Origin of the sequence: Desulfitobacterium sp. LBE (genome assembly GCF_007830365.1) — a bacterium.
GTDB lineage: Bacteria > Bacillota > Desulfitobacteriia > Desulfitobacteriales > Desulfitobacteriaceae > Desulfitobacterium > Desulfitobacterium hafniense.
Window position 1 is genome coordinate 1,267,103 of record NZ_VLKD01000001.1, and the last position, 26,101, is coordinate 1,293,203.

At 44.7% G+C, this 26,101-nt stretch carries 29 protein-coding genes, 1 pseudogene and 1 other annotated feature; of the genes and pseudogenes, 7 read left to right on the plus strand and 23 right to left on the minus strand.

Annotated features, from left to right (window positions below; all coding sequences use genetic code 11):
* Positions 1-197: 197 nt before the first annotated feature.
* From DESLBE_RS06145 to DESLBE_RS06160, 4 genes are all read right to left on the minus strand, one after another.
* Positions 198-1,760, minus strand: coding sequence for an FAD-dependent oxidoreductase (locus DESLBE_RS06145; protein ID WP_172625516.1), 1,563 nt, complete (start codon positions 1,758-1,760; stop codon positions 198-200).
* Between the two features lie 201 nt (positions 1,761-1,961).
* Positions 1,962-2,846, minus strand: a complete 885-nt coding sequence (locus DESLBE_RS06150) for a LysR family transcriptional regulator (protein ID WP_144675734.1) — start codon at positions 2,844-2,846, stop codon at positions 1,962-1,964.
* Between the two features lie 118 nt (positions 2,847-2,964).
* Entirely contained in the window at positions 2,965-3,336 is a 372-nt protein-coding gene (locus DESLBE_RS06155) for an FMN-binding protein (protein WP_144675736.1), read from the minus strand.
* An 18-nt stretch (positions 3,337-3,354) separates the two neighbouring features.
* Positions 3,355-5,175, minus strand: a complete 1,821-nt coding sequence (locus DESLBE_RS06160; protein ID WP_144675738.1) for an FAD-dependent oxidoreductase — start codon at positions 5,173-5,175, stop codon at positions 3,355-3,357.
* Between the two features lie 275 nt (positions 5,176-5,450).
* Between DESLBE_RS06160 and DESLBE_RS06165 the strand changes: the two genes are divergently transcribed.
* On the plus strand, positions 5,451-5,870 hold the full coding sequence (locus tag DESLBE_RS06165; protein ID WP_243131244.1) for a hypothetical protein: 420 nt from the start codon (positions 5,451-5,453) through the stop codon (positions 5,868-5,870).
* On the opposite strand, the gene DESLBE_RS06170 is transcribed toward DESLBE_RS06165, so the two are convergent.
* A complete protein-coding gene (locus tag DESLBE_RS06170; RefSeq protein WP_005808317.1) occupies positions 5,849-7,201 on the minus strand; it encodes an IS4-like element ISDha5 family transposase in 1,353 nt (450 codons plus the stop codon). The two genes, DESLBE_RS06165 and DESLBE_RS06170, sit on opposite strands and share 22 nt — an antisense overlap.
* 266 nt (positions 7,202-7,467) lie before the next feature.
* Here DESLBE_RS06170 and DESLBE_RS26800 point away from each other — a divergent pair, with 266 nt between their 5' ends.
* Positions 7,468-7,728 carry a helix-turn-helix transcriptional regulator gene (locus DESLBE_RS26800; protein WP_243131245.1) on the plus strand — a complete coding sequence of 87 codons (261 nt, stop codon included), beginning with the start codon at positions 7,468-7,470 and terminating at the stop codon, positions 7,726-7,728.
* 304 nt (positions 7,729-8,032) lie between these two features.
* On the opposite strand, the pseudogene DESLBE_RS26930 reads toward DESLBE_RS26800, so the two are convergent.
* From DESLBE_RS26930 to DESLBE_RS06235, 12 genes and pseudogenes are all read right to left on the minus strand, one after another.
* Positions 8,033-8,179: pseudogene (locus DESLBE_RS26930) on the minus strand (preprotein translocase SecA); the annotation flags it as partial.
* Positions 8,145-8,264, minus strand: a complete 120-nt coding sequence (locus DESLBE_RS06185) for a DUF3102 domain-containing protein (protein WP_243131246.1) — start codon at positions 8,262-8,264, stop codon at positions 8,145-8,147. The pseudogene DESLBE_RS26930 and the gene DESLBE_RS06185, both read right to left, overlap by 35 nt.
* A gap of 115 nt (positions 8,265-8,379) precedes the next feature.
* Positions 8,380-9,375 carry a tryptophan--tRNA ligase gene (gene trpS, locus DESLBE_RS06190; RefSeq protein WP_144675740.1) on the minus strand — a complete coding sequence of 332 codons (996 nt, stop codon included), beginning with the start codon at positions 9,373-9,375 and terminating at the stop codon, positions 8,380-8,382.
* 50 nt (positions 9,376-9,425) lie between these two features.
* Positions 9,426-9,667, minus strand: a binding site (T-box leader).
* 156 nt (positions 9,668-9,823) lie between these two features.
* Positions 9,824-10,456 (minus strand): NAD(P)H-dependent oxidoreductase, encoded by a 633-nt coding sequence (locus DESLBE_RS06195; protein ID WP_144675742.1) that lies wholly within the window; start codon positions 10,454-10,456, stop codon positions 9,824-9,826.
* A complete protein-coding gene (locus DESLBE_RS06200) occupies positions 10,456-10,953 on the minus strand; it encodes an NAD(P)H-dependent oxidoreductase (protein WP_144675744.1) in 498 nt (165 codons plus the stop codon). Before DESLBE_RS06200 ends, DESLBE_RS06195 begins: the two co-directional genes overlap by 1 nt.
* Before the next feature lie 66 nt (positions 10,954-11,019).
* The gene (locus tag DESLBE_RS06205) at positions 11,020-11,727 is read right to left on the minus strand and encodes a nitroreductase family protein (protein WP_144675746.1); all 708 of its coding nucleotides are present in this window, start codon (positions 11,725-11,727) and stop codon (positions 11,020-11,022) included.
* A 25-nt stretch (positions 11,728-11,752) separates the two neighbouring features.
* Positions 11,753-12,103 (minus strand): metalloregulator ArsR/SmtB family transcription factor, encoded by a 351-nt coding sequence (locus tag DESLBE_RS06210; protein WP_144675748.1) that lies wholly within the window; start codon positions 12,101-12,103, stop codon positions 11,753-11,755.
* A 231-nt stretch (positions 12,104-12,334) separates the two neighbouring features.
* Positions 12,335-13,324 carry an ABC transporter substrate-binding protein gene (locus DESLBE_RS06215; protein WP_172625388.1) on the minus strand — a complete coding sequence of 330 codons (990 nt, stop codon included), beginning with the start codon at positions 13,322-13,324 and terminating at the stop codon, positions 12,335-12,337.
* Positions 13,325-13,436: 112 nt separating this feature from the next.
* Complete coding sequence (locus tag DESLBE_RS06220; RefSeq protein WP_172625389.1) at positions 13,437-14,273, minus strand: AraC family transcriptional regulator; 837 nt, start codon at positions 14,271-14,273, stop codon at positions 13,437-13,439.
* A 424-nt stretch (positions 14,274-14,697) separates the two neighbouring features.
* Positions 14,698-15,582 carry a 3-methyl-2-oxobutanoate hydroxymethyltransferase gene (locus DESLBE_RS06225; RefSeq protein ID WP_144675754.1) on the minus strand — a complete coding sequence of 295 codons (885 nt, stop codon included), beginning with the start codon at positions 15,580-15,582 and terminating at the stop codon, positions 14,698-14,700.
* 74 nt (positions 15,583-15,656) lie between these two features.
* On the minus strand, positions 15,657-16,202 hold the full coding sequence (locus DESLBE_RS06230) for a hypothetical protein (protein WP_144675756.1): 546 nt from the start codon (positions 16,200-16,202) through the stop codon (positions 15,657-15,659).
* Positions 16,203-16,271: 69 nt separating this feature from the next.
* A complete protein-coding gene (locus DESLBE_RS06235; RefSeq protein WP_172625390.1) occupies positions 16,272-17,102 on the minus strand; it encodes an SDR family NAD(P)-dependent oxidoreductase in 831 nt (276 codons plus the stop codon).
* Positions 17,103-17,437: 335 nt separating this feature from the next.
* Between DESLBE_RS06235 and DESLBE_RS06240 the strand changes: the two genes are divergently transcribed.
* Positions 17,438-18,217, plus strand: coding sequence for a helix-turn-helix transcriptional regulator (locus DESLBE_RS06240; protein ID WP_172625391.1), 780 nt, complete (start codon positions 17,438-17,440; stop codon positions 18,215-18,217).
* Positions 18,218-18,582: 365 nt separating this feature from the next.
* Complete coding sequence (locus DESLBE_RS06250; RefSeq protein ID WP_144675762.1) at positions 18,583-19,068, plus strand: CarD family transcriptional regulator; 486 nt, start codon at positions 18,583-18,585, stop codon at positions 19,066-19,068.
* 106 nt (positions 19,069-19,174) lie between these two features.
* Here the strand turns inward: DESLBE_RS06250 and DESLBE_RS06255 are convergent, their stop codons facing one another.
* A complete protein-coding gene (locus tag DESLBE_RS06255; protein ID WP_144675764.1) occupies positions 19,175-20,158 on the minus strand; it encodes a uroporphyrinogen decarboxylase family protein in 984 nt (327 codons plus the stop codon).
* 243 nt (positions 20,159-20,401) lie between these two features.
* Here DESLBE_RS06255 and DESLBE_RS06260 point away from each other — a divergent pair, with 243 nt between their 5' ends.
* Both DESLBE_RS06260 and DESLBE_RS06265 read left to right on the plus strand, forming a co-directional pair.
* Positions 20,402-20,950: a PadR family transcriptional regulator gene (locus DESLBE_RS06260; RefSeq protein ID WP_144675766.1), complete on the plus strand. Its 549-nt coding sequence runs from the start codon at positions 20,402-20,404 to the stop codon at positions 20,948-20,950.
* Positions 20,940-21,437, plus strand: a complete 498-nt coding sequence (locus tag DESLBE_RS06265; protein WP_144675768.1) for a hypothetical protein — start codon at positions 20,940-20,942, stop codon at positions 21,435-21,437. The genes DESLBE_RS06260 and DESLBE_RS06265 overlap by 11 nt, the downstream gene beginning before the upstream one ends.
* Before the next feature lie 8 nt (positions 21,438-21,445).
* Here DESLBE_RS06265 and DESLBE_RS06270 read toward each other — a convergent pair whose 3' ends face one another.
* The 4 genes from DESLBE_RS06270 to DESLBE_RS06285 form a co-directional block, all read right to left on the minus strand.
* Positions 21,446-22,000 carry a GNAT family protein gene (locus DESLBE_RS06270; RefSeq protein ID WP_144675770.1) on the minus strand — a complete coding sequence of 185 codons (555 nt, stop codon included), beginning with the start codon at positions 21,998-22,000 and terminating at the stop codon, positions 21,446-21,448.
* A 52-nt stretch (positions 22,001-22,052) separates the two neighbouring features.
* On the minus strand, positions 22,053-23,318 hold the full coding sequence (locus DESLBE_RS06275) for a 4Fe-4S dicluster domain-containing protein (protein WP_144675772.1): 1,266 nt from the start codon (positions 23,316-23,318) through the stop codon (positions 22,053-22,055).
* A gap of 214 nt (positions 23,319-23,532) precedes the next feature.
* Positions 23,533-24,255: a phosphatase PAP2 family protein gene (locus DESLBE_RS06280; RefSeq protein ID WP_172625392.1), complete on the minus strand. Its 723-nt coding sequence runs from the start codon at positions 24,253-24,255 to the stop codon at positions 23,533-23,535.
* Positions 24,256-24,478: 223 nt separating this feature from the next.
* A complete protein-coding gene (locus DESLBE_RS06285) occupies positions 24,479-24,814 on the minus strand; it encodes a helix-turn-helix domain-containing protein (protein ID WP_005814177.1) in 336 nt (111 codons plus the stop codon).
* Positions 24,815-24,945: 131 nt separating this feature from the next.
* Between DESLBE_RS06285 and DESLBE_RS06290 the strand changes: the two genes are divergently transcribed.
* Positions 24,946-25,341 carry a pyridoxamine 5'-phosphate oxidase family protein gene (locus DESLBE_RS06290; protein ID WP_015943863.1) on the plus strand — a complete coding sequence of 132 codons (396 nt, stop codon included), beginning with the start codon at positions 24,946-24,948 and terminating at the stop codon, positions 25,339-25,341.
* A gap of 98 nt (positions 25,342-25,439) precedes the next feature.
* Here DESLBE_RS06290 and DESLBE_RS06295 read toward each other — a convergent pair whose 3' ends face one another.
* On the minus strand, positions 25,440-26,045 hold the full coding sequence (locus tag DESLBE_RS06295) for a TetR/AcrR family transcriptional regulator (protein ID WP_015943862.1): 606 nt from the start codon (positions 26,043-26,045) through the stop codon (positions 25,440-25,442).
* Between the last annotated feature and the right edge of the window lie 56 nt (positions 26,046-26,101).

Below are 26,101 nucleotides of genomic sequence, written 5' to 3' on the forward strand. Positions count from 1 at the left end.
TAACCCCCGCATGGAAATACGAACCTGTTCACTGAGCCTTACTACCTTCTTATATGTGACTTCTCCGCAATGGATAAATATCCTTCTCAGGGGCAAAAACAACCCCTTCAGCAATTCCTCAATAAACCGCTTTGACGCTAACTAAAGAAAAACCGTTTCCAAGTCTTGTTTGAAAACGGTTTTTCTTTAGTCAGCCATTAGTGAGTCATCAGAGCTAATGCGTTCTTAGCAGCGGTACGTCCAGAGTTTATATTATTACCATTGCAAGTACCACCGACTTTGAAGGTGTACATATTTGCCCAAAGCATAGTACCCTCTATCCCGACTACATACAAACCTTTTATAGGATTCCCCTTTGTGTCTATTGCATTGAAATTATTGTCCGTCTTGATTGATCCGATCGCTGCGGTAATACTATATCCTGCATGTAGCCCATAGAGCGGACCCGGTTTGAAAGAAATAAGTGCCGAAGGATCCTTACCAAAATCAGCGTCATCTTGCTGCTCGCAAGATGCGTTATAACGTTCAAAGGTTTCATTTAAATTAGCCGGATCAACGTTCATAGCTTTAGCCAGTTCATCAACAGAATTACCAGAAACGATTTCACCTGAATCCAAACCATCCTGCAGTTGTTTTATTGCCTCAGCGTCCCCACCAGTGAACTTATCCATCAGCGCCTGATCCATTACAATGAATGTTTTCTTGGTAGACCTTACCGGGATGGCCATGCTCATTGGGTTTTCTCCTGCGAAGTCTTCATTTACGAATCGCCGGCCTTTCTCATTGACCCAGATGGCGTAAGGGGCCGCAACGCCAATCCAGAAAGAGAATTTTCCGTTTTGGAAATAGCCTGGAAGTCCTTTAATACTCAGGATATTTAAATAGGCGGCATTCTGTCGATTGTTCGCTCCGCCGGCCTCCACAACCATGCGATTTCCGCTGCCATCACTTCCTGGGAACCCTTCATAATGATAATATTCTGTATTGATACCGTTCTCTGCAACATACTCCAAATTCTCAGCAAAACCACCAGTAGCCACAATTACTGAAGAAGCATTAATCTGAAGGGTCTTGCCATCACCGGTTGAAGCATAGACGCCTTTTGCAGCGCCAGCCTCATCCATAATCAACGATTCACCCTTTGTTTTATACATGAACCGCACTCCTGCCTTTTCGGCGGCAGCCAGCATTGGAACAACATAGTCTTGCGCGCCTGCACCACTCTCATAATAGTGGAACACTTGGTTTTGGTGCGGGTTTGATTTGTCACCGGAGCCAATCTCGCCAAATTTAACACCATGATCAAGCAGCCAGTCCAGATTTTTCCCAGAATTGTTAATAAGGTCAATATAACCTTCGCCAGAACTTCGGAACTGACCGGTCTCAAGCTCTTCGCGAATCAGCTTTCCTAAAGATGGTATCTTAATACCTTGCTCTTTCTGCATTCTTGACCCTACAGCAAAACATCCTTCAACGCCCCTTGCACCACCACCTGCGGTGCTTTGTCCTTCAATGCATACGACCTTAGCCCCTGCCTCACCCGCTTCAACAGCAGCTGCCAAACCAGATGCTCCAGCCCCGATAATAACAATATCGCAACTTATTACCTCATCTGCTTTAAAAGCCTTTTTAGTGGTTGCGGTGGATTCTGTTTGAACATTTGATGTACATCCACTCAATCCTAATGCCGTAACACCTGCAACACCTACTGCTCCTTTCAAAAATGTGCGTCGACTAACTCCCTTTATCTCCTCATTCATGTAAAGCCACTCCTTTTGAAGTTTTATCATAATCAGTCTCATTATATGCTTTGACAAATTATAACAAAAGCAATTAGAGTGATCCCTTGGCGCAATCTAATGTTGCTCAGAGGCGGCCCCATAGTAGGAGTTTATTTTATACTGCTTTCTTGCCGGTATGGATGCAATATTGAACCGGACTCATTCCTGCCAATTTTGGATTTACAGGGGGTGCAATACTTGCATTTTTTTCTTTAAAAATTCTTTAAATAAATTACAATACTTTGATTTTAATAGATTCACTTTTAAATTATCAGCATTTTTATAATAAAAATAAATCCCTAAATGAGGATCCGCATATTTTATGAACTTGTAGCCTTTTTTTGCTAATGAAATAGCAACCACGGGGACTCGGTATAGCCCTTTGTCTTGGTCCACCAAGTCATAAACTGTCATAATATCGGACACGAAATAATCTCCTTTTTTCCAATAAGGGAAAAGCTCTTTATAATAGTCTGTATCAAATCCATCCGTATAAAATATAATTGGAGAGTTGAGAATATCGGCTTCTACTAACATCTCTTTATTCGCCACTTTGCTATTTTCGTTAACCATAAAAAAGGCTGGACTTTCAATTAGGATATCGCTTTGATCTAAAGCGCTTTTATCCGGTGTCCAGGCAATAATCACATCTACTTTTTGATTTAATAAATATATATGTGCTTCCGCACCAGTACAATGTATAATTTTGAGATTAACAACAGGATACTTTTCCTTAAACTCATTAATTCCTTCAAAAAAGAATGTATATAAATTTATTGGAATACAAATAGCAATATCAACAATTTCTTCATTCGCACACATCATTTTATGCAATTCATCATACTGCTCTATTAATTTTCTTGCATGACCAACATATTTATCTCCAGTGCTAGTAAGTTTAATACCGTTATGGGTTCTCACAAAAAGATTTATATTAAGTTCACGCTCCAATGAGAGGATTGCCCGGCTTACTGCTTGCCTACTGACATATAAGCTGTCAGCAGCATCTTGAATTGAACCGCATGCAGCCACTGTAATGAAATAACGTAATTGTAGGATATCCATAACTATATCCTCCCTTTGAATTCTTTATTGTATTGAAAGTTGCATAGAGTTTAAAAGCCCGCGTAAGCGGGCTTTTAACTCAGATGAATCATGAATATATATTTTCCTGGGGGAGCTGTTATTTTTTCGCCTGCTCCAAAGCAAGATTGACGGCTTCCTTAATCGCTGCTGAACTCAGGCTGGCGCCGCTGATGGCTTCCACTTCCGTGGACTGCGCTTCGACGATTTTGCCGGGCAGTTCGGCCACTGCGCGGGAACCGATACCCTCGGTTTCCTGATTTTCCACAACCGTGACATCGGTAATTTTATCACCCTTGATGGTGACAGATACTTTCAGCCCGGGCTGAATTCCTTTGTCGCTGGTTCCTTCGTAAGTTCCGTCCTTATACACGCTTGTGCTGGCTGGAGAGGTGCTTCCGCCGCAGCCGGCCGCTAAAAGCACAACTGCCAGCAACATGCATATTACAGTAAATAATTTAGTCTTTTTCATCTTTATCTCCTTAGATTATTAGATTTGTTTGACGGCATTTTCACCGGCAATGTATCCATAAAACATACACAGTGAGTGCGAAATACCCTTGCAAGCAATTGGATAAGCCACATGGTAGCGGTTGCCCTGAATGTTGCCGGCAACGTAAAGCCCGGGGATAATTTTGCCCTCTTTGTCATAAACATGACAATCTTCATCTGAAACCAGACCACCGGCTACAATCAATGTCATTTGCATACCGCTCTCAAACGTATAAAACGGTCCTTTTTCAATGGTGTGCAGACGGGTTGCAACTTTGCCAAAGTCCACATCCTTACCATTTCTGGCTAATTCATTATAACGTTCAATTGAGGCCTTAGCTTTTTCTTTATCGCGAATATCCGTTAAGGCCAAAAGCTCATCAATCGTTTCCGCCTTAAACATGGTGGCATTTTTTTGTGCTACCGCGTCTTCCACGGCGTCGCGCATAATGTACGGACTAATACCGTCAATGGTCAGATTCTCAGGTGTTGGCTTATCAACCACATAAGACGGGCATCCGTGCATGGCTTGAAAATACGGCACAGATTCTGCCCAGGTAGAATCAAAGATTGTCCAGAATTTACGTTCCGGCTGGGCCTCAAGTTGATTTTGTACTGCCTGACCGCCTTGGTCTTCGTTCATAAAACGCTCGCCATTAAGATTAAGACGCAAAAACGGAGCTGTGCCGATGCCGCCCTTCGATGTCCCAAAATGGCCCATATAGTGAGTCATGGGAGCGTGCTTTTGCTGAATGGCAGCGTTCACGTACGAGCCCAAAATCAGACCATCGCCCTGGTTGGTACGATTCCCTTCGACGTCCACATCAGGCCACATCAAAGGTCCATTATTTACAACAAAATCAGGGTTGTAATAAGCAAGGATATCTTTGTTGCTTGAATAATCGCCGGTTGCCAAAATCACACCCTTGTTGGCTGTTATTTTTTTGTAAGTGCCGCTTGCGGCGTCACGCACAAATACACCTGTAATTCTGTCGCCCTCTTTAATCAATTTCTCGGCAAAATGGCCGGTTAAAACTTCAGTACCCTTCTCAATCGCTTTGTCAACATTGGCCTTAACAACAGCGTGTTGGTCGGGGTTAGAAAACTTGACCGTAACGGGATAAGTTGGAGCCGCTTCTTTTTTCCAATCATAGTGTTCCGGCAGCGGCACATAAAATGGCCAGAGCACTTGCTCTTTGTCAGTAGGAATTGGATCGGTAGAGTTTGGCGCAATGTATAAGCGATCTCCCATCGCATCGCAAAACCAGTCGAACACCGGACCAACATTGTGCGCCCATCTTGAATAGATTGCCCGTTTGGGAAAGTAGCACATTTCTTCCATCTCACGGTCAACGATGATATCCGGGTCAACATAATCATCAAAACCCTCGCCGCGCTTCCAGGTTGCGAACACCTTTGATTTGCCGGGCACGGCATATTCGCCCGAACGGCAAACACCGGCGGTCTTAGCCTTTTCAATTAAGATTACGCTGGCGCCTGCTTCGGCGGCTTTGCGCGCTGCACAAGTTCCGGCAACACCGGAGCCAATAACCACAACATCGGCTCTTTTTTCTTCGGCGATGTCCGTGGGATCCGCCGGCTCGGGCGGCAGCCACGCGAGTTCATTTTTGGATTGCGCTTTCCAATCGTAGCCTGTTGTGGCGGAACCGGAATCTGTTGCCGGAGCATCGGTATTGCCGCCGGAGCTCGGGGCACAAGCTGCTAAACCGGTCGCTACAACGGTTGCACCAATAGCTCCCATTCCCTGTAAAAATCGGCGTCTTGATACTTCTGTACTTTGCTTGGTTTTTTCTTTCATAACTTAACTCCTCCCTTTTGTTTGTTTTGTGATTTTTTTAACCAAGCAAATTATCCGGCATGCTTGGGCAAAACACTATCCGCTAATCGTAAGATTTGTCACAGAAAGTGTCCACCAATAGGGGTATTTCATAGTGTTTGCCTAAAATAAGTGTGTTGAGACTTGCCTTTTTGGTATAAAAGTCTTAAAATTAGACTATGGTACAAAGCAAACGAACATCTAACATTTATGCAATTTACACACGCAATTGGTCTACATTGGTAGGTCTTTTTTGCGTGGTGTATATATGGGCTTGCATTTTTTCTGCATTTTTTACTAACCAATACATAATGGTTGCCCCCGGCAAATGGGGTTATATAGGCGTTTGGGTTGGCATTGCTGCCGCGGCGATTATTTTTGGATATTTATTGTTAGCACATAAAAAAAAACTGTTGATTAAATGTGAACTAATCTTGCCATCATTTTGTGCAACACTACTGGTTGTATCAAGGTTTTTCTTTAGCTGGCAAGATGACACTTCATTATTTGCTGCAAATGTAATCCTTGGATTTTCCACCTTAACAATACTTGTTCTGGCGTTTTTAGGTATCAAAAACGAAACCTATGCCGGCATATCACAGATTGTCACAATTGCTATCATAATATTAATCTATATATGTTATTTTATTATTACTCAACTTTCGCACCCCAGTTGAGGGAATAGAGCCTTGATATAACTGGGTAATGCAGCAATCCACTTTTGTAATTGACTGAGTGATTCGTTATTCTCTGGTTTATTGGGTAGTAGATTAAGAACAAACGTCATTAACTGACGTAGTGCTGTTTTCAAGTCTAAATCCATAACCTCATCAGCAAAAAGATAAAAGAGTCCCCCAAGAGAGCGTTCATCATTGTTTTCTCTTCGTTCCCACTCCAGGATGAGGTAACGGGTAAAGACTATGGTTGTGTGACTAACCATCATATCGAAGGATCGGCCCTGAAATTCAGTTCCTAGCTTCAAATGCGATTTGGCCATTTTGAAAAACGTTTCGATACTCCAACGCATCCCGTAAATTCTTACGACTTCAGTAGTTTCTAAGGAAAGATCGGTGGTTAAGATCGCTAACCACTCTCTTCGGTTGTTTCGATTCTGGACGAAAACAACTTTTAAAGCTAAGCCTGAAGGGGTATGAACACGCACTGAACCCAGTATTTCTGCTTTCGGGTTCTTTGGGACTCTCGCGTAGAGCTCTCGTAAACTGAGTGATTTTCCTTCAAAGAGATAACGCTGCTTAAGTTCTTTAACCATTCCAATAACGTGAAGCTCCTTATCCCTTAGCTTTTGCAAAAGTGGAGCATGGGTAAACCAACTATCCATTAGGACGTAATCCGCTGAGAATCCGGCTTTGAGAGCTCGTTCAAGCATTTGAACCACGGTGTCCGGTTTAGGGCTCATCGCTTCCAGGCGACGCTTATAGCCTACGGAGCGTTTGTCTAAGTCCTCTCTCATTTCACAAAGACGATTTTTAGCTTTTGCAGAACTCATCAATGTAAAATCAAGGGGTGCGAAGCTGAACCCGTCAGACCAGCCCAAGGTTAGTAAGGTGTAACCGCGAACAAAGCGGCCCGAAACATGGTCAAACACTCGGGCTAAGAGTTCAACTTTCTTGCTTCGTTCGCGCTCCATTACAGAATCATCTACGATAAAAACACGGATACGCTGCGCAGAGGTGAGCTTTTCAAAGCGTCCGACCATCTTGAGGCTGAGTAACTGGTAAAAACGCCTCCAGTTATACCGAGAGTCATTGAGAAACCGATAAACAACATCTTTACCTGGAAGAGATTCTGCCCGGCTTCCTTCTAACAGCCGAAACAGATTTCGACCTTGAAAAACGAGTTGGAAAATGATTTGGAAGACAACGAAGCTTGAAACCCCATAGGACTTGCGGATCCCAGCGGCTCGAAGCAGCTGACTAAGCTTAAGGGAAGAAAAAATTAAAGAAAGCTGATTTTGATGCTGTTCAGGCAGAGAGTTGTGTTGTAACATGGAGATACGCACCTTTCTGTTTTGGAAATTATGGTTGTTTGGTCACTTCCATTTTACCAATTCGAAAGGTGTTTTTCTGTCAATGAACAAAATATTTTTAGCCTAATCCAGTAGTAGACTGAGTTTGAACAGATTTTCGCGCTGCGAAAGTTGAGATTATTATATTTATATCTTGGCCTTTTGTTGGTGACACTCTGGCAAACCAAATAGGTCAGGCATTATTGGTATTTTTTTTGTTTAGTGTTTCTTACAATATGTTTTTGCGTATGCAAAGAATTGAACCTTCCGAAGCAGACATAGAATCAGTTAAAGAAAAACCTATATCAATAGAAAACATTACTGTGAAATATAAACTATCGCCTCGCGAAGCCGAAGTTTTATTATTGCTCGCTCAAGGTTACAGCGCGCCGTTTATTGCTGATAAATTTTTTATATCGATTGGCACTGTAAAAACTCATATCAAACGCATTTATATGAAATGCGGAGTGTCCAAACGCGACGAGTTGATTAAGTTGTTGCATTTGTAGGTGTTTCAGTAAGCAGGGCGTTTTGATATAGAAGCTCGCTGACTCAACGAGCACAGCCAAAGAATGGTGCGGAGGAAATCCGCACCATTCTTTGGCTGTGCACTCTATCTGTTCTTACCCCCCACATGCTGATGCTGACTTCCAGTTCTTCGAGATTCCAGAACTTGCCTCGCCTTGTTTCCAGTCTTCCTCAGGTATATCCTCTTTTTTGTATTTGCTCAAAAAGTAGCACCGGGCTTTCTGGATATTGCGGAGCAGGTTTTGTCTGAATGCCGTGCGCCGTGAGGACCGAAAGGCTCCGCAATCAATGAATAATTTTAAGAGGCTTTTTAGCGGGCGGCCACTCCTTAAACGTCTCAGCTATGGTCTCAAGCAGCTTCTGGGCCTCTTTTCTTTTTTCTTCCTTCAGCTTCGCATCAAGATAGGTCAGGGCTGTCGTCAGCTCGAAGAAGCAGGATTTTTTTGGTCTGGTGGGTAATCATATTGATTTCAGCCGCGATCACCAGCGGCTCCCGTTCGGTCACTAAATCATTCACTCCATCTGCGCCTTTCGTCAATTCGTCTAATGCAGAATATGCCGACGGCCAGTGGATAGTTAGACTAGTAAGGGCTATGTTTTCAACCTTGGAAAATATAGCCCTTTATACCAACTCAGCAATTCCTCGATAACCCCATCAGATACTCAACTTTATTCAGCGTTGCTGCTGCTTTTTGGGCAGCTTTAGCTGCACCGGCAGTTAATATTTGATCGAGGCAGTCACTATGAATAAATTCATGATACCTTTCCTGAATGGGACGTGTGGTTTCAATAATGGCTTCGGCAAGATCATTTTTAAATTGACCGTAGCCCTTGCCCTCATATAATTGTTCGATTTCATCTGTGGACTTATCAGTGATTAAAGAATAGATAGCCATCAGATTCGATATGCCGGCCTTACCCTCTCGATCATAGTAAATTTTGTTTTCCGAATCGGTTTGAGCTCGTTTAATCTTTTTGAGGATTGTTTCCGGTTCGTCAAGCAAATAAGGCGTGGCCAGGGAATTGATATCAGATTTACTCATCTTCTTCTTTGGTTCCTGGAGGGACATAATTCTTGCGCCCACTTCCCCGGTATGAATAGCAGGAAGTTTAAATGTTTCCCCATAACGGCTGTTAAAGCGTTGGGCTAAATCTCTGGTTATTTCAATATGCTGCCTCTGATCATCCCCAACCGGCACATAATCCGTTTGGTAAAGCAGGATATCCGCAGCCATTAAGGGCGGATAGGTAAGCAAACCGGCGGGGATGGAGTCGCCATTGCCGTGCCGTTGTGCTTTATCTTTATATTGAGTCATCCGTTCAAGCTCGCCAATCGTGGCTAAGGTGGTCATGATCCATCCCAATTTGGCATGTTCAGCTACTTCGGATTGAATAAATAAAGTTACTTTATCAGGGTCCAAGCCGATTGCCAGATACAATGCGGCTAAATTTCTGATGTTTTTCCGGAGCTGTTCGGGTTCTTGGGGCACAGTGATTGCATGTTGATTGACAATACAGAAGTAGCACTCATGCTCATTTTGATAACTTGTAAAGTTTTTCATTGCACCAAGAAAATTCCCTAAGGTGATTGTTCCACTAGGCTGTACGCCTGAGAAAATTACTGCCATTGCTGTCACTCCTCATCAATAATTAACTAAAAATAAAAAGCCCAATCATCCTCAGGGACGATTGGACCGTGGTACCACCCATATTTGTTTAATATATTGCCACATATTAAACACTCTTTCCGTACTGAATCATACGGCACCTTTGTAACGTGTGGATTATCACGTCAACTCCTACTGATAGTTCGGGTTGCTGCTCAAGAGGCCATTCCATAGTTATTCCGCACTGATTCTCACCAACCATCAGCTCTCTGAGACTTCCTAACTATTTACTCTTCTCTGTCATTGCTTTTCATCACTATTTATATGTTAAGAAATAGTTTATCAGCTTTATACCCTTAAATCAAGTTTTGCATCGTGCCCAGGCTCTTTAGCTGAAATTCGTCACCAGTGTCGAATTTCAACTCTGCCCATGCACTTATCCATCTTCACTACTAAAACCTGAATATACCTACTTCCGCCGAAACAAATCCTCCGTCTTCAGCCCATTGGCCTTAACCAGTTTCCGCCAGCCCGCTTCGGCTGCGAATTTATAGGCAAACCTGGGAAAGTTGGCCGTAATAAAGATAGTATCCCCACCGGTACGGTGGGCAATGTTCGCGGCCAGGGTCTGCAAAGCCTTGCCCAGACTCTTCTTCGGCCCGCTCCCTGCCGGGACATTCTTTAGCGCCGGAAGCATTCCTCCCGCTCCGATTCCCAGCCCCTGCCCCCATTGCAAGCCTGATTTCATGCACCAGTTCTCCACCATTTCCAGAGCCAGCCTGCACTGCTCTCCCTCATAAAAACCGCAGTTTACCAGACAATAGACCGTGACCTTTGGGGCCGGCCTGGCTTTAAAGTGATTCTCCAGCTGAGCCAAACAGCTCAGCAGATGAGAAGGGACTCCGTCCACATATAGAGGAAAGGCCAAAACCCAAACATCCTGCTCTTCCAGCTGCTCCATATCTTCAAGGCTCAGCTGGGGCTTGCGGAAATCATATTCTGTGATCTCACTGTCGTTTATAAACGTCCGCAGTGCCTGCAATGCAGCTTCCGAAGCACTGTTTTTAACCTTGGGACTCCCGTTGATCAAGGCTATTTTCATTACAGCTGCCCCTCCAGTTCGGCCAATTCCCGGAGAAAAGAAACCTTGACCCTTTGACAATTCAGATTGATCGCATTGGCCCGGACTAATTTCTCCGCAGTCCATTGTTCTTTTTCCGTGATCTCGCCATAAAACCAAACACTCAAATCCAGGGGCTGTTCATAACGGGGCCTGTGGTGCATCTCCCCGTTTCTAATCAGAAAATAGGGATGAATATAGGAGATGCTCCGATCCAAGACATTTTTGACAAAAGGGCTGTATCCGCCGTAGAAGCATTGGCTGACAATGATCAGTTCACTGCTGTGCCCCAGATCAGCTCCCATGTCACCATACTCGTCCCGGATTACGCAGGCCCCCGGTGTTTTGACCCAGCAGCCAAAGCAGCCGATACAGTGCCGGATTTTCCCGTTATTGGTGATGATTTTGGTATCCTCGCCCAGCCCAGGCCTGATTTTATCCAGCTCTTCCTGAGCAAGATCATGGATCAACAACCTCATAGCGTACCTCCGACCCATACTATTTTTGATTTTAGTGTCAATCAATTTGAATCTATCTTCATTATACTAACTTAAGTGGAAAACACCACCGTTGCCAAATTCAAATTTTCCTCCTGCTCCGATCTCGAAGTGTTTCTTGGCAATCCCTAAATCAACCAGATCCATGGCATAGTCATCGGCAATTCCAGCGCTTAAGCTGTTGTTCTCATACTTAAACATTACCTTTCGGCTGTTTTTAGCACTTGGGGCAAGCAGTACGGCTTTCATTCCGTTTTCTATCCATTGAGGCAATGGTTGATCGCTTATGATTCGTTCTGCCATGGCCTTTACTTTTCTATGGGTAGCTGACCGCATCATTTTTTCTTTTAGTGAGGGAGCTTCCACTCTCCCTACTAAAACAACACAGACCAATTCCTCGCTGTCATCAGCCATGAGCTCGTCCTTATCGAAGGTGCCGCCGACCCAGCAGGTTCCCAAACCTAAATCAGTGATGGCAAGAACTAACTCTTCTCCATAATAACCCAGTTTTTCCTTCAAATCTGTGAGTTCTTTTTTCCCCTTCATCACTATAAGTGAACGCACATTCGTAAATAAACCATAGCTCTTGCTTAATTTCCGAAAGGCATGGCTTCCGTCCGCCAAGAATGTCATTGCTAAGCCGGATGCTTCATTGAATTCATTAATAAGCGCCATGATTTTTGCTTTTTCCTGATCTGTAATGGGCTCTTTGGCAAATTTTCTCCGGGAAATTCTATTTTCCAGGGTACTCCTCATAAAATTACCTCCCAATTATTCATCATTATTCATCATTTCCTGAATAGAATTCTTGCATTAAATCTTCAATATGCAAGACAAGATTCTTAAGCAATGCAAATTTACTGGACATATTGATATAGTAAAAATTCTTCGCCCCTTCTTCCCGCATGAGTATGATACCCGCATCCCGTAAAATTTTCAGGTGGTGTGAGACAGCAGGGCGGGAAAGATGAACCTGCTCTGTAATTTCACCGACACGAAGGCCCGTCTTGCAGGTAGTTTCCATTAAAACCATTAAGATTGCCTGACGGTTTTCATCGCCAATAGCCAATATGATTTTTTGACACTCCAGGAAATCCTCTTTGATCAGCTTGAGCTGCTCCTGTTTATCCATAGTGACACCTTCTTAAATCTTGTTTAATCGTTCGAACCAATAAACCTTATGTAAATCATAAAACAGCCTTCAGCTCTATGCAACATTGGGAAAGAAAATCAAGACCAATCCACCGTTTAAGCATGCACAATAAGAAACCAGACGCAGGCTGCCACAGCAGGCCGCGTCCGGTTTCCAAAAGCTTGTATCGGCTTACTTAATTCGTTCCAGTAAGCGTGTTGAGCCCATAATCTATTCTTTCACCACACTGTCCAGCATTGTCTCGATCGCCATCTTGACGCCCAGCGGCGTGCTATAGTTCAAGCCTGCGGAATTGGCAAAATACACATTTTCTGCTTTGACGGCTTTCAAGGATTGCCAAATCGCCGATTTCGTTGTTTCTTCCTGTAAGTAGATTTGTTGATACCCGCTTTCTTTGGGGCCAAGCTGGCCGATAATAAAAATATAATCCGGATCGAAATCCGCCAAGGTTTCAAGGGATATTTGTCCATATTCTTCAGGATATCCCTCCGGCGGGGTCAGACCAAATCCAATCTCTTTATCAAAGTAAGCCTGCTGACCCGTCGCTGTTTTGCCAAAGGCACCAAATGTATTTTTGCCTAAGTCCCAAAGGATAACAAAGGTTTTATCTTCATATGTCTTCAGCTTTTCTCTCGCTTCGGTCATTAAGGCATCGATCTCGGCAATGTATTGCTCCGCCTCTTTCTCCGCGCCTAAGCATTTTCCGTAGCTGCGGAGGCAGTCTTTGTAGTCGTTAATTTCAAATAAAAGAGTAGGTGCAATCTTGTTAAGTTCATCATAGGCGTTAGCGGAGGTGTTCCTGCCGATAATTAAATCAGGCGACACTTCCAATATTCTCTCCATGCTGGGTGTCCTCCGACTTCCTAAGTCAATAATTTCGATTTGTGAGGCGTATTGTTTCAGTGTTGCAAGCCCGTTCATCGCCATATCTGCATCCGGCACTGCGACAGGTGCGGTTCCTAGAACGATAGCTGCTTCAATGTCACCGAAGTACATCAGCACCACTCGTTCCGGCTTTTTCTCCAAGGTAACTTTGTGCCCCAAATCGTCCTCCACCGTCCTCGGCCACGGGGCTTCCTCCGCGCCGCCCTTTGGTTCCGGCGTGCCTGCACCGTTATTTCCCGCAGGCGCTGTGGCGCAGCCCATCAGCAATCCCGTTATTAATGCCAGAGAAACAATCAGTCTCATCAGTTTTTTCATTTTCCATTCCTCCATCTAGTTTGCATCGGCTAACTCTGAACCAAAAATATAACCGAAGTTTATCCCCGGCGCACGATGTCAGTATAGCAAAACATTATGGACAGATGAATGGTCATTTTTCCGTTTGAGGATGGAAGTTTTTCGGCATGGCCTGAAATTCCGTAGGCCACATGCCGGTAATTTTTTTAAATGACTTGCTGAAATAATAAGGGTCTGTATAGCCCACATCTTCTGCTGCCTGGATAACCGTGCAGCCATCGATCTGGAGCAGCTCTTTGGAACGCTCAATGCGGAGCCCATTTAAATAGCGCAAGGGCGTTCTGCCAACATGCCTGTGGAACAGCTCGGAAAATTGTTTGCCGTCCATGTCGTATTGCGCCGCCAGTTGTGCGATGGTAAACTGTCGCGCATAGTTTTCGTGCATAAAGGCAACAGCATCCTCAACCAGTCCGCCTTTATCACATCTGTATTGTTTTTGGGCCGACAGGGCAATTTCTTCAATAAGATTGTGAAATAAGGACTTTCTCCGTAAAACCGCTGTGCTGCCCGATGCCAAATTGCTCGTCAGGAGCTGTTGCGCCATATCCGTAATCCTCAGACTGATTCCTGTCGGGACATTAAAATGCCTATGAAAAAATGGCAGGCTGAGTACTTCCTTTTCAGGGAGACTAAAATATAAACGGGCACAACGCCAAGTTTCCTTGCCAACAACCTCTCGGTCAAATCTTGTTCCCGGAGTTGCATGAAAAATCTCACCCGGCTTCAGCAGATAAGGCGTATTATTAAGAGTAACACGAGCGCTTCCGGCTAATGGAACAACAAGGCCGCAAAATTTGGGATTTGTAGCCGAGTCTCTCAGAATTGCTCCCGGTTTTATCGCGTCCTCCCCAGCACCTATATATACGAAGTTGGCCTGCGCATAATAATCCGTGAGCTGGTCAATGTTCATTGGCATTTTGCAGAGAACCTCCCTCGCACACCTATGGGTTGGCTTTCATATGTTCCAAAAATACCCGCAAAGGACAAATTCGAGTTTTCGTAGAAGCCGCAGGTTCATTAATATTCCCATAATAGGATCATTCTCCGACAGCGCACAATACCACCGCATGATGGCCTATGTTAATGTTTTATCGTTGCACCCAACTACCCTGTTCAAATCATAGTACCATATAAGTTAGCTAATTCTAACTTATATGGTACTATGATTTACTATGATTTTCAAGGATAAAGCGCGTTCTTCCACAAACACTTAAGTTAAGGTATCTCTCTCTAAAAACTTGCTGAAAAATCAGTTGTATCATCGCTCAAGAGGAGTCTATCACTCCGCTTTTAGGCTGTTTGACTACAGCCCCTTATATCAAATTATGCGAGGCTCAGTATTTCTCGATCATATTCAGGAACCTATCCAGCTCCTGCTCTTCCATGTGGAAGCCGTGCTTATCCTCGGGATAGGCGCCGGTACGGACATCGTTGGCCCAAGCGCCGTAGGCGCCGGCGGCCCACTTAAAGAAGTCAGCATAGACCTTGGCATGAGAGGCCAGATGAGGCATCATGTTAAAGATGTCGAAGTCGACCATCTCGCAGCCGTCGGCAGCGCCGCCTGCGGCAATGGAGATCACTGGTACGCGCAGTTTCCTGGCGATGGCGTTGGTGACTTCAATGGGAGTCAGCTCGACGGTCATGGCCATCATGCCGTTTTCCTGATACTCATAAGCCATGCGGAAGACCTTCATGGCATCCTCGGCTGTCTTGCCCAGACGTTTGTAGCCGCCATGCCTGCTTGTCTGCCAGCCGGACAGGGCGCCCACGTGACCGAAGACCACCAGATGGTTATCCGTCATATACTTCAGGGTTTCGTTATTGACGCCCATGGGAAGCAGGGAGTCGGCGCCTTCGTACATGTACTGGGAGCCGTACTCCAACGCTTTTTCCTTGGAGGCGAAGGTCGGAGTCTGCATCACGAAGTTGATGTGGATGAGCTTCGCGGCGTTACGAACGGTGCGAATCCACCAGGGTGCGTTGGCGATGGACATGGTCATGTTTTCGGCGGGAACGGTCAGGCGGCAGATGTCGCAGCCGGCCATCTCCGCGGCCATGGTAAAGTACTGATCCCTGTTGGCGGGGCACATCTGAACGATGGGTGTGCCCTCGTCCTTGAGTTTCTGCAGATAGGCGATGGACTTGCGCCCTTTCTGCATCTTGGACGCTTTAACATTTTTATCCTCCGCTTTGATCTCAATATCTTTTTCTTCGGCCATGATTGCCTCTCCTCTCCATTAATAGAATGTCTACCCATATCGCAGCAACGATAGGTCAACCATTTTTACGGGGATCACCTTTGGAACACAGGCGGCAGCAGTGTCTCTTCTTTGATTACGGCGCTGGCACAGACCAAGTCCATAGCCTTCCTCACCAACACATCATCTCTCAGCAGCTCCAGGTCCTCGCCGAGAAACTCCTTCACCATCCCCACCGGCAGCTGCTGCCGGACAGCTATGACTTTCGCCTCTTCCTCCAGCTCTGCTTTGCTTACTTCAAAGTTCTCTGCTGCGATGATTCCTTCGAGCACTATTCTGGTCTTCACCAGCTTGAAGGCTTCTTCCCTGAACCTTTCCCTGGGATCGGCCAGCTCACCCTCCATGAAGTCAGAATACCCGCCGAACATCATGCTCCCGTATTTCTTCTTATGTTTCAGCTCCATAACCATCCTGGTGATTTCATGATCGACCAGGTTCTGGGGAACCTGGATGTCATTAGCTGCCAGGACCTGGTCAAGGATAGCCTCTCTCATCGCCATGTCTTCGTTTTCAGCGGAGGCTTCGTTTTTAACCCACTCCACTGCAACGCCCTTGTAGTTCTTCACTGCTATTGGCGGCATCTCTGCTCTTTCTCCTCCTTTTCGGAAAGTCCATTGATAACTGTCAACGGCTTTTTTGGGTAGTTTAAATTAACCAAGGCAGATACCGCCATCGATTCTCAATGTGCCTGCATTCATAAACGCCGACTCATCACTGGCCAGATATACTGCGCCCCCTGCGATATGCTTAGGGTCAGCGGCCACATATCTTTCTGTGACCCATTCGCCGGTCAGAATCCAATCCCGGGAGCTTTTGTTGTAGCCACTACCACGATGGATTGCGGCGCCTTTATTGGCCATAGCCTTGGCACTCCAGGCAGGATCGGCACTGATGGCGGTCATAAAGGGACCGGGCTGAATGGTGTTAACCCGGATGCCGTTACGGCCATATTCAAAGGCCATGCACTGGGCCAGGGACTCGGAACCGCCCTTGGAGGCTATGTAGGCAACACCGGCTGTGCAGCCTTCTACGGCGCCGTTGGAGGTGACCAGGATCATACTTGCCCTGATTTCATTAGGGAGGAAATACCTCAGGCAAGCACGGGAAATCTTCATGGAACCGGTCAAATTGATAGCCATAACAGAGTCCCAGTCTTCGTCTGTCACCTCTTCAGCTGTGGCGAAATAGTCCATACAGCCGGCGAAGTGTGCCAGGACGTTAAGGGAGCCGAATGCTTTAACAGCTGCCTCAACAGCTTGCGCGCAGTCTTCATTGCTGGTGATATTGCCGGTAAAGGCAACCAGGTTTGCCGCCAAGCCCATGTCCTCAGCTTCCTTCTGCAAAGCAGCCAGACGGTCCCCTTTATTATCCATGGCCAGGACTTTGCAGTTTTCACGAAGATATTCCAGCGCCGTTGCCTTGCCCATGCCGGCTCCGGCCCCGGTAATGATCGCGATTTTCCCATGCAATCTGTTCGCCATCGTCAACACTTCCTTTTTTAATTCTTCGCCAATCTCTCCTGATTCCATAGTCGTTATGCCCATAGCAGTAATGCTGTTCCTTTTGTAAACGCCAAGGTTCAGCTGAATCTGGTTATATTATCAGCCGTATCAACTTGATTTTCTATACACAGAACTGTGTAACTTTTCCTAATCTTTTTGGCTTGACCCTACGATAATTGAATCTCCTGAATCCTATGATATAATTGGAACATATAGCCAAAATCATCCACATCACTTAGCGACAGTTACCCTACCTTTGACGATTGAAGATCCGCACATGGATGACATCATTAATACGAGGGGGATTAATGATCATGATTCAATTGGATCAATTGCAGTGGCTGAAAATTCATGATTTTTTACTGGATATAGAGAAGGCCTGGGAACCGAAAGGCTTTTGCACCCAGGTGATGGCTAAACTTCATATGCTGCTCCCCTATGATAAAGCCCGCATCTATATCATCAATAAAAATGGGCAAATAAGTTATGAGTTTCTCTATGGCGTGGAAAAAAGATGGAGCGAAAATTATCTCTCCTATTATTCTAAGATAGAAAACAATCGCTACTCGATTTTTCGCAACAGCAACTATGCCAATCCGGAAATCCACGGCTCTGTGACTGATTGGGATAATCATACGATTGATGAATTTGTCACCCGTTATATCAAACCCCAGGGAATAAAACACAGTCTGGGTTTTACGCTTTACGGCGACGCTTTCGGGAAAGGTATTTTTTGCTTTGACCGCACCAGCGGCACCGGATACCAGACTAAAGAGCTGGGCATCATCAGTATCGTCCACCCTCATATTCAGAACCTACTTAGAAATTCATTTGTTGCTGTAACAAGAGGCACTTCTCATCCAAAAAATCCCGACAGCAAAAGTCTCCTTACCAAGAGAGAACATGAAATAGCTGAATTACTATACAAAGGAGTCAGTCCCATTAATATCAGCAATCAATTATTCATCAGCCTCTCCACTACCTATAGGCATATTGCTAATATTCATGCCAAGCTTAATGTATCCAGCCGTCAGGAGTTGATCATCGCCTTATTCGGCTATTTTCAAGACGGTACCAATCTTACCTTGACATAGTATAAAATCGCTTCCTGCTCACGGCAGGCGGCGATTTTTTTATAGCATCCCTTGTTCAGCGGGATTAGAACATTTCCCGGCTCATTCTGTCAATTTCCTGATTGACCTGGACATAGACGCCGGAATAAAATAGTTCCTGCCCCATCTCCGACAAGCTCTCTCCACTGCCTCGGCGCACCCGTCCAGGCAATACGGTGGGAACAAGAACGTGAGGGTCTTAGGCCCCCCAATCAACATGCCTCAAAACTCCCATCTTATTGTTATTGACATAATTATTTTACATATGATAAAATAAAAAGTTTGTATTTAATTGATATATATGTTATGCTCATAAAGGTTTAACGATCACATAGGAGGTGGGGTCATTGTTTCAAATTGGCGATAAAATTTTTTATCCTTTGTATGGGGCAGGCATAATAGAAGCCATCAAAGAGAAGGAAGTCTTAGGGAAAAAACAGCTTTACTATTTCTTGAATATCCCTCACATTAGACTGAAGATAATGATTCCCATTGAAAGAACCAATGATGTAGGAATACGAGAAGTCGTAACGCCTGATGTCTTACAACATGTACTCAACGACTTATATAATGGAACGACCGATCCCTTAAGTGATAACAATCAGAGATATCGCCGGGATATGAATAAATCCAAGATAAAAACAGGGGATATTTACAAAGGCACCGAAATAATCCGTGATTTGATGCGGAAAAGCAAAGTTAAGAAGTTAAGCGCGGAAGATAAAGCAATGTTGGATAATGCCCTCCAAATCCTGACCAGTGAATTCATCCAAGTCAGAGGTGTTTGCAAAGAGCAAGCCGTTCATTTACTGAATGAAATAATTAATGTATAAGTTAGAGACCATCTCAATATTATTGTTGAGTGGTCTCTTTTAAGTCTCCTTCGCCTCCTGCTCACGGCAGGCGGCGATTTTTCATAGCATCCCTTGTTCAGCGGGATTAGAACATTTCCCGGCTCATTCTGTCAATTTCCTGATTAACCTGGGCATAGACGCCGGGATAAATACTATCCGGCCCGCCCATGGTCAGACAGGGAATAAAATAGTTCTTGCCGCATCTCCGGCAAGCTCTCTCCACTGCCTCTGCGCATCGCTCAGGCTTCCAGTCCGGAAGATCAAGATAACCACTGTCGATATCTCCCATGAAAGTAATCTTCTCCCCATATTTCTCGATCAGTTCAGGGGTGTTGTTGGTGGTCATGACGCCTTGCCAAATATCGACTCCCATTTCAATCATAAAGGGAACCAGATTAGCGGCATAGGAATCGCTGTGGTGGACAATCAATTCCACACCATTGGCTTTATAGAAGCCATAGATTTTTTTATAGGCGGGGAGGAAAAACTTTTTGAACATTTCCGGAGAAAGGAAAGAATTGATCTGGCTGCCCCAGTCGTCATGATGGAAAAGAGCATCCGGATGGATTTTTTCGATAACGATTTTGGCATAAGCTAATTCGAATTCGGTAAGGTAGTCGATCAGTTCGTGCATGGCTTCCGGTTCTTCATATAAGGCCATTAACGCGTCTTCCATACTCATCAGGTGATGAGTCATTTCAAACACTCCCGGCGCAGCCATCATCGTCACAAATTCCTCATTGCGGTCGACAGCCTGGGCATGGGCGATAGCCGGGGCCCAGGTTTCATCATCGGTGGGGATCACGGGCGCTTGGACGTACTTTCTCCACTCCGTGATATCTTTTAAAACCTTGTGCTCCTCATCATGTACTGGAAAGGGTCCGATTTGCCCTTCCGGCCACATCCAGGTTATTCCCCAGGCTGCTTTGGAGGTCTGCCCCGGGGCCGGAAATTCAGCCATCGTTACGCTGGCTTCCATGATGAGATTCATGAACTCATACTGCTTGACAAACCGGTCCGGACTTCCGCCTTTTAAGGTTTCCCATAAATTCTGACGCTTTGTCAACATATAAATCTGCCCTCCCTGTATTTAGGCTTTCCTTACTATAGCTATTAAACAAGCCGGTGGATAATTCCTCTTCAAACGCCTAATCTTTTTCAGCACCGGTGGGGACACCCTTTAGTCTGGTGTGCCAGGGATAGTTTTTTTGTACAGAAGAACTTCTTACCAGGCTATTGACTTTTTAATTCAATATAAGTACACTGCATATTAGTATGATACATACTAATATGCAGTGTTGGAGGGATCATTATGTCGCCGGTTGAATGTATGGTGCTTGGGTTGTTGTATCAAGGGTGCAAATATGGCCACGAAATAGACAAGGTGGTTACGGAACGCCACATGCGTATATGGTCAAAATTGACCCGTGCTTCAATGTATCAGGCGTTAACCCGAATCGAAGAAAAGGGTTGGGCGAAAACCACTGTCGAAAAAGACGGCAATTTCCCGGAGAGAAAAATGTATATGCTTACTGATACCGGGGAAAAAGCGTTGAAAGCAATGCTTCATGAGGGATTGGCATCAAGTGAGTATGTTGAGTTTAAAATAAGCATTTATATCAGCTTTATTTACGTTTTACCACCCCAGGAAGCGATTGAACAATTGACAAAAAGGTTAAAAGCAAGGATGGAGTTAATGAACACTCTTCCCGCGCTTAGCGACGAGGATGACAAAAGAATAGGGAAAAAAGCCAACCATAGACTGATCAAAGGGTATTATCAATTAGAAATTGAATGGTTGAAATCTTTGCTTGCCGAATTAAAGGATAATTTACAAGAGGGCTATAACCATGAAGATTAAAAATAACACGGCTATGAAATATCTCAAGATCTTCCATATCATCACCGCAGCAATTTGGTTGGGCGGGGTTGTCTGTTTAAGCGGGCTTGCCTGGTTTGGTTTTTTTCATTTGGATGAGCGGGCATTTTTGACCGTCGCCCCGCTAATACCGGAGCTCTATTTAAAAGTCATTATGCCGGCTTCTTTATTGACCATTGTTCAAGGTCTTGTATACGGCATTTTTACGAATTGGGGATTTTTCAAACATAAATGGGTGGCTTTGAAATGGGTAGCCGTTCCGTTATTGGTGGCTTGTACCGGAATCGGTTCAATCGGTCAGATATTTTTAATTCTGGAAAAGGTAAAATCCAACGGTTTTACGGGCGGATTTACCGATGGCAGCGTCGTTTTGCTGTTTATGACGGCACAAATTTTAATCATGAGCTTTATGATATGCATATCAGTGCTGAAGCCATTCAAAAAGAAATCTGCTGCTGCTTCATCCTGATTGCCGATTTAGAGCAGCGGGTAGAAGTTCAAAATCTTTCCAAAAAGCAAGGCATCATAGTATTCACCATCAATAAAATAGTGGTCTCTTAGTCGTCCCTCCAGCTCATATCCGTTCTTTTCCAGGATCCGGGCAGAACCAATATTGGCATCCACTACACCGGCCTGGAGTTTGTGAAGCTTAAGTGTTGTCAAGGCAAAATCAGTCATGAGGGCAACGCTCTCTGTGCCATAACCTTTGCCCCAATATTCTTTATGCAGGACATAACCTATTTCAGCATGGTTCGCTTTGGCGTTAAAGTTAAACATCATCGCCGTCCCAATCACTACCTGGGTTGATTTTAGGACAATAGAGGCATAGAGATGAGTGCCTGCCTCCTCCCGTTTGATCATGGTTGCAATGTGCTCACGGGTTTCAGCCAAGGTATGCATTAAATTCCAGCCGATAAAACGCGCAACCTCCTCATCTCCCGCATAATTATGGATCTCCTGAGTGTCATTTATGCTCAGTGCTTTAAAGCAGATATCTTTACCTGCCAATGAATGAAATAAATTGGTGTTCATCTTTTCTCTCCCTATCTACTGCAGTGACCTGCGTTATTTGCCCTTCAGCCTTTCACTTTGACAGCAATTTATCCAAATAAATGGATTTAAACTGTTTACTGGCCAGCATCTGCTTTAAAGGCGGTAATTTAAGAATAACGCCAAGTACTGCCGCCATGGCCCGATGATTGGCAAATGCCTGGTTATCAAAGATGAGATTTTGAAGGGTTCCTTTTTCGATGGCCTGCAGGACAAAGCGGTGGGTACTGTTGACCGGCGTGATGACCTGAACCTCTCTGCGCACTAATTCAATAACCTTTTTGGGGCAGCTGCGCACACATATCCCACAACCAAGGCAGACCTCATGATCCACCTGAGCTACCTTCTTACCCTCGGCGTTGGTTGACATGGAGATTGCCAGGACCGGGCATACCTTTTCACATTTGCCGCAGCCTATGCATTCCCGAGCAATCTTCGGCAGATAATTTGTGGTGGCCACCGGCTGCATGGGGCTGAATTTTCTTGCCGCCTGCAAAGCTTCACAGCAACACCCGCAGCAATTGCAGATAAAGGCCGGGGCTTCGCGGACATTTTCCCCCATTTGCACCAGATTGGCTGCATAAGAGCGCTCTAAGACATCCATGGCCTCTTGCTTATCAATCAATCTGGCATGCTGCCCATGTTCGGCAAGAGAGCGGGCAACATTGCCAAGGGTCAGACAAACATCCCAGGGGGCATCGATGGCACAGGATTGGCCTGTATGGGACATCTTATGCCGGCAATAACACGTTCCCAGGCCGATATGAGTTGCTTCCTCAATAATATGGCTGGCTCTTTCATAATCCAGAATATGAATGGTGTTATTATTGGTCAAAACCGGCTCTTGCACGTATACCCGCCCCAGACGGGTCTCCGTTGCGAAAAACAAGTCCTTGACAAAATCTTCTTCCACATTCATATACTGATAATACAATTCACTTAAGTATTTCTGATCAATGTCGCCTCTTGTCCGCATCAAGGCAAATTCAATAAACCCTGCCATAGGCGGTGGCATGACAAATTGACGGACCCCGTTATAAAATGAATCCACAAGCAGCGCCTTCTGGCAAAGATTCTCTAAAAGGGCTTCTGCTTTTCCTTCGCTGATCTGCCAGATTTTCGCTGCTTTTTTGGCCGTAAAGGGGCGAACCGGCAACAGGGCCACCCATTTGGCTTCACTTTCCGTATAGAGAACCTGCAAAATTTTATACAGGCTTTCCGAGGGCGGAGCCCCTTGTGTAAACCAGTTGATTCTCTCTTCTAAATTCTTATAGGCATCTTTACTTGTAATATGTCCCATCAATTCACCTTCCTAATGTCAAAAAGCGCATGCAAGGTTTTTATCCTACACATGCGCCTGCTTCATTCTGTCTCAAGCTTCTGTTCCTCAAGTCGCACATAATCAACACAGGTGCTGCCAAGCCTTTAATTTCCACCTATACCCATTATAGCGTATCCGGATGGAATTACAAGCACGCCCGCTAACGGCGGGGATTTTTGTATTTTCAAAGGCCTCAGACTTCTGATTTCTTTTTCACCATCAACACTAAAGATTGGTTCCTTACCAAAGAGTGGCTCCTTATCAAAGAGGGCTTCCTTACTAAAGAAGGTTTCTTCAGACTTAGCCGCAATTCCTCCCAATTAGCATTATAAACCAGATCGAAAAGCAGACTGCCCAATACTATCGCTGCCAAGACATCTAACATGACATGCTGTTTGACAAAGAGAGTCGATAAAATGATCAGAACCGCATTTACATAGACCAGAGACGTATTCAGATAGTTTTTACTTTGGCACTTATTGATCCCTTTAACCATTAAAAAGGTTGATAGGACATGAATACTTGGAAAGGCGTTATAAGGCTGGTCCTTACTATAAATCAGCGCGACCAGCTTCGTCAGAACATCATGGCCAACGAGTTCCGGCCTGGGAACATGGGTTTGGAAAACAAAATAGATCCCGTAACAGGCCAGCAAGCCAAGATTAAAAGCCAACAAGGTCCGGTAGTAAACCTTTTTATCCTTGAGGCAAAAATAAACCAGGGTTCCGAAAATGAAAAAATACCAAATGATATAAGGCACAATAAACCCTTTTAAAAAAGGAATCGTTTGATCTAAATCAGTCACCAGGCTATAAGCTCCGCGATCAGCATTATTGAGCAAAGCATAAAAAATATTCAAAATAGGAATGGACAACATGTAACTAAGAGGCTTGAGGTTTTTAATGATAGTTTGCATCTCTTTTAACTTCCTTTTCACTTAGTCATAGACTTTCTTTCTATGCAGAGGTACGCAAACTGTAAAAAACGCTTTTCCAAAAAATATGCTTGATCAAGCTTCACTGTAACCCTGCTAACTGCATTATAGGTCCTAGTTCTTAAAAATACGCTAAAGAATTCTTAGGAATTCATTAAATTTTTCTTGAATAAAGCTAAACTACCTCGTTTTAAAATATGAAGTTTTAACTTGATTTGCCTTTCAAAAAATCGATATATTCTGTTCCCCACTCCTGAATGGCATTTAAAACCGGCTGAAACCGCTCCCCCAGCTCGCTGAGAGAATACTCGACCTTAGGCGGTATTTGATCATAAACAGTGCGGATTATCAGACCGTTGTCACTCATCATCCGCAGCTGTTTGGTCAGGGTAGCCTGGGTTAGACTGGGGAGGGCCCTTTGCAGTTCATTAAAACGCATCTTCTTAAGGCTCAATTGGTACATGATCAGCAGGGTCCATTTCCCTGTAAGCAATTTTTGCGCCGTCACATAAGGGCATATTCCATATAAATCTTTTTCCATAAGTCCTCCTTAGTATCCTATTAGATACTTACTATACTAAATAATCGTACTTGAACTAACTATCCCATCATGATTCAATAATAATGATCAGGGGATTATCCGTCAATCCCTAAGAAACGGAGGATGCAGCCATGCAGGAAGTCTATGAATTTTTGAAACAGTGCGGAACCTATTACCTGGCCACTCAAGATGGGGATCAGCCCCGGGTCCGCCCTTTCGGCACCGTCGCTATTTTCGAAGACAAGCTCTATATTCAAACCGGCAAGGTCAAGGATGTGTACAAACAATTAAAAGCCAGCCCTAAGATCGAAATCTGCGGCGTGCAGGAGGGCGGCAAATGGATTCGTGTGGCAGCGGTCGCTGTTGAGGATGACCGCCTGGAAGCCAAGCAGCATATGCTGGATGCTTACCCATCCCTGCAGGGAAGGTATAAAGCCGATGATGACAATACCATCGTCTTTTATCTGCAAGATGCCACGGCTACCTTCTCCTCTTTTACAGAGGCTCCCAAAGTGATTACGTTTTAGCCTCGTTTTAGCCTTCTATAATCAAGCAGACCATAATTAAGCAGACCATTAACAAACGGCGGCCGGTTCAACAGTCCGGTCCGCCGTTTGTTTTACTATTAAGAGAAAATTCCAGCTGCAAAGAGGGGGCCGTGAAATGTGATATTGACCAGAATCCGGGCCATCTCCTCCGGTGATTCCTGCCTTCCTCTGTCCAGCCATTCCTGAATCACGCCAAAATGGGCGGATGCTATATAGGAGGCCAGGTACTCACCGGGTACCAGCATTTTTTCTCTTTTGACTAAGGAGATGCAATTCTTTTCGAAGATATTGCTCCACATTAATTTTTTCATTTTAGATTGCAAAGCATAATTTCCTTTGGTCGCCATAATGGCTTGCATTAAGGCGGCATTGTCGTCGACATACTGGAACAGCCTGACAATTATAGCAGTGGGTATGCGGGTATCGGCAAAATCCGCTGTGGAAAGTGCGGTAATTTTCAGGATGATCCCTTCGATATCCTTGATCACTTCTTCCAGAGTCTGATCCAGCAGATCAAATTTATCCTTATAATGGAGGTAAAACGTCCCCCGATTAATATTCGCTTTTGTGGTAATATCCTTAACCGATAGTGCGGCAAAACCCTTTGCCTCGATTAGAGTCACTAAGGCGGCACGAATTGCTTCTTTAGTACGGATAATGCGCCGGTCTTCCGTCGAATTCATAGCCTGATCTCCCCTTTCCTGAAATATCTCTTACTTAAACTATCCCCTACACAAAA

Excerpts from the sequence above, each read along its gene's own strand:
- DESLBE_RS06145 (WP_172625516.1), bottom strand. The coding sequence starts at position 1,760 with ATGAATGAGGAGATAAAGGGAGTTAGTCGACGCACATTTTTGAAAGGA.
- DESLBE_RS06150 (WP_144675734.1), bottom strand. The coding sequence starts at position 2,846 with ATGGATATCCTACAATTACGTTATTTCATTACAGTGGCTGCATGCGGT.
- DESLBE_RS06155 (WP_144675736.1), bottom strand. The coding sequence starts at position 3,336 with ATGAAAAAGACTAAATTATTTACTGTAATATGCATGTTGCTGGCAGTT.
- DESLBE_RS06160 (WP_144675738.1), bottom strand. The coding sequence starts at position 5,175 with ATGAAAGAAAAAACCAAGCAAAGTACAGAAGTATCAAGACGCCGATTT.
- DESLBE_RS06170 (WP_005808317.1), bottom strand. The coding sequence starts at position 7,201 with ATGTTACAACACAACTCTCTGCCTGAACAGCATCAAAATCAGCTTTCT.
- DESLBE_RS26800 (WP_243131245.1), top strand. The coding sequence starts at position 7,468 with ATGCAAAGAATTGAACCTTCCGAAGCAGACATAGAATCAGTTAAAGAA.
- trpS (WP_144675740.1), bottom strand. The coding sequence starts at position 9,375 with ATGGCAGTAATTTTCTCAGGCGTACAGCCTAGTGGAACAATCACCTTA.
- DESLBE_RS06195 (WP_144675742.1), bottom strand. The coding sequence starts at position 10,456 with ATGAAAATAGCCTTGATCAACGGGAGTCCCAAGGTTAAAAACAGTGCT.
- DESLBE_RS06200 (WP_144675744.1), bottom strand. The coding sequence starts at position 10,953 with ATGAGGTTGTTGATCCATGATCTTGCTCAGGAAGAGCTGGATAAAATC.
- DESLBE_RS06205 (WP_144675746.1), bottom strand. The coding sequence starts at position 11,727 with ATGAGGAGTACCCTGGAAAATAGAATTTCCCGGAGAAAATTTGCCAAA.
- DESLBE_RS06210 (WP_144675748.1), bottom strand. The coding sequence starts at position 12,103 with ATGGATAAACAGGAGCAGCTCAAGCTGATCAAAGAGGATTTCCTGGAG.
- DESLBE_RS06215 (WP_172625388.1), bottom strand. The coding sequence starts at position 13,324 with ATGAAAAAACTGATGAGACTGATTGTTTCTCTGGCATTAATAACGGGA.
- DESLBE_RS06220 (WP_172625389.1), bottom strand. The coding sequence starts at position 14,273 with ATGAACATTGACCAGCTCACGGATTATTATGCGCAGGCCAACTTCGTA.
- DESLBE_RS06225 (WP_144675754.1), bottom strand. The coding sequence starts at position 15,582 with ATGGCCGAAGAAAAAGATATTGAGATCAAAGCGGAGGATAAAAATGTT.
- DESLBE_RS06230 (WP_144675756.1), bottom strand. The coding sequence starts at position 16,202 with ATGCCGCCAATAGCAGTGAAGAACTACAAGGGCGTTGCAGTGGAGTGG.
- DESLBE_RS06235 (WP_172625390.1), bottom strand. The coding sequence starts at position 17,102 with ATGGCGAACAGATTGCATGGGAAAATCGCGATCATTACCGGGGCCGGA.
- DESLBE_RS06240 (WP_172625391.1), top strand. The coding sequence starts at position 17,438 with ATGATTCAATTGGATCAATTGCAGTGGCTGAAAATTCATGATTTTTTA.
- DESLBE_RS06255 (WP_144675764.1), bottom strand. The coding sequence starts at position 20,158 with ATGTTGACAAAGCGTCAGAATTTATGGGAAACCTTAAAAGGCGGAAGT.
- DESLBE_RS06260 (WP_144675766.1), top strand. The coding sequence starts at position 20,402 with ATGTCGCCGGTTGAATGTATGGTGCTTGGGTTGTTGTATCAAGGGTGC.
- DESLBE_RS06265 (WP_144675768.1), top strand. The coding sequence starts at position 20,940 with ATGAAGATTAAAAATAACACGGCTATGAAATATCTCAAGATCTTCCAT.
- DESLBE_RS06270 (WP_144675770.1), bottom strand. The coding sequence starts at position 22,000 with ATGAACACCAATTTATTTCATTCATTGGCAGGTAAAGATATCTGCTTT.
- DESLBE_RS06275 (WP_144675772.1), bottom strand. The coding sequence starts at position 23,318 with ATGGGACATATTACAAGTAAAGATGCCTATAAGAATTTAGAAGAGAGA.
- DESLBE_RS06280 (WP_172625392.1), bottom strand. The coding sequence starts at position 24,255 with ATGCAAACTATCATTAAAAACCTCAAGCCTCTTAGTTACATGTTGTCC.
- DESLBE_RS06285 (WP_005814177.1), bottom strand. The coding sequence starts at position 24,814 with ATGGAAAAAGATTTATATGGAATATGCCCTTATGTGACGGCGCAAAAA.
- DESLBE_RS06290 (WP_015943863.1), top strand. The coding sequence starts at position 24,946 with ATGCAGGAAGTCTATGAATTTTTGAAACAGTGCGGAACCTATTACCTG.
- DESLBE_RS06295 (WP_015943862.1), bottom strand. The coding sequence starts at position 26,045 with ATGAATTCGACGGAAGACCGGCGCATTATCCGTACTAAAGAAGCAATT.